The organism is Streptococcus sp. HSISS2 (assembly GCF_000448665.1).
Taxonomy (GTDB): domain Bacteria; phylum Bacillota; class Bacilli; order Lactobacillales; family Streptococcaceae; genus Streptococcus; species Streptococcus raffinosi.
Map to the genome: position 1 here is coordinate 1,966,472 of NZ_CM002133.1, position 1,656 is coordinate 1,968,127.

Here is a 1,656-nt window from a genome sequence, read left to right on the forward strand (position 1 = left end):
AGGAGTTAAGACATTACGCCTAAAATCTCCCAATTACTGGAGCCAGTTTTTGCTTTAAAAATGATTTGTTTTCCGGCATCTATCCGCCGCTTGACCTCCATCTGAGTCAAGCCTTGTAACTGTCTGTTCATAACTTTCATAGTAGCATAAAAACGAGGTGTTTTCAAAAGTTAGCCGTCATAAATCCCAAGGAAATAGGCCCATTAAATCGCATACTTTTTCCACTTTGTCCTTCAGGCCAATAAACCCAAAAGTACTCTGTAGGATTAGCGTTTCTAATTAAACCTACTTTGATAAAGTAAATTAAACAACCACTGAAGATTGATAAAAGGTTTTGTTTGAACCTTCATAATTGGGGAAAAATCTTCCCTAATCTCTTGTTTAATTTTCGATTCATTAACTTGAACTCTTTTTGCTTCTTCTGAGAAATAACTGACGTCCTCAAATCTAAACCTACTGTCAAAACCGACAGTCATATTATCTTTATCATATAAAAAGCTTCCTAAGGATTTTGTTAGAAAAGATTTACTTTTAGTATTTATAATAGCGTTTGTTCCATCATTGTCGTATCGAATACCATCAATCTCCGGTGTATAAATCCAGTCCATATTCTCTATCAACATAACTAAATCCGGTTCTGTCCCCTTCTTATGAGGAATATGCTGAGCATAATAAACAGAGTTAAATTTTAAATTACAATAAGTATAGAGACTCATACACAAGACTGTAAGTAGTCCCACAAAAAGCCCTAAAATAATTCTTTTTTGCATTGTCATCTTCTCTTTCTTTTTCTATCTCCAATCAAATGTTGACTGGATTAACAATAAACCATTTTATATTATTCATCACAAGTCTTACAATTTAAAAATTTCTTTCTTTTGTAATTGGTCCAATAGTTTTTTGCTAAAACCTCTTGATAACTTTGTTCTAAACAGACTGAACGCACCTATAATGCCAGATTCTCTTCAGTATGCCTCCTTACTTTGTCAATCAAGCCAAACATGGTATAATAGTTGAGGTTTTGACTGCCTCTTCTATTAGGCAAAATAAGGCATCAAATTTTAACAAACAGGGGCTAAACCCTTGGTATGAAAGGAATCTAGAAAATATTATGATGAACATGCAAAACATGATGAAGCAAGCTCAAAAGCTTCAGAAACAAATGGAAAAAAGCCAAGCTGAGTTGGCTGCTACAACCTTCACTGGAAAATCAGCCCAAGACTTGGTCGTTGCTGAATTAACTGGTGACAAAAAAGTGGTTAACATCACTTTTGCTGATGCTGTTGTGGACCCTGATGATGTGGAAACACTCCAAGATATGACTGTTCAAGCACTTAATGATGCTCTCGGACAAATTGACGAAGCGACTAAAAAATCAATGGGTGCCTTTGCAGGTAAATTGCCATTCTAAAGAATTTAAAGGAATCTTGCAATTCCTTTTTCTATGCACTTATTTCGCAAATCAATCATAAAACAAAAGGCTTGGACAAATCACGTCCAAGTCTTTTTGTCGTCATTAATTAAAACTGTCACTCCTCAACCAGACCAAGGCCTGACTGAGCATCTTCTTCGTTTGCTTCTTTAGAACGATTCTTTTGACCTAAGTAAATGCTAGCTGAATCTAATGAGCTTTCCAAAGTAGGATAATTCACATAA

The 1,656-nt window shown here is 35.1% G+C and carries 2 protein-coding genes; one reads left to right on the forward strand and one right to left on the reverse strand.

The annotated features are described in order from the left end of the window. Positions 1 to 275 precede the first annotated feature (275 nt). The gene (locus tag HSISS2_RS08485; protein ID WP_167546416.1) at positions 276 to 770 is read right to left on the reverse strand and encodes a hypothetical protein; all 495 of its coding nucleotides are present in this window, start codon (positions 768 to 770) and stop codon (positions 276 to 278) included. Between the two features lie 341 nt (positions 771 to 1,111). Here HSISS2_RS08485 and HSISS2_RS08490 point away from each other — a divergent pair, with 341 nt between their 5' ends. Next, positions 1,112 to 1,411, forward strand: coding sequence for a YbaB/EbfC family nucleoid-associated protein (locus HSISS2_RS08490; RefSeq protein WP_002884818.1), 300 nt, complete (start codon positions 1,112 to 1,114; stop codon positions 1,409 to 1,411). Positions 1,412 to 1,656: the final 245 nt, after the last annotated feature.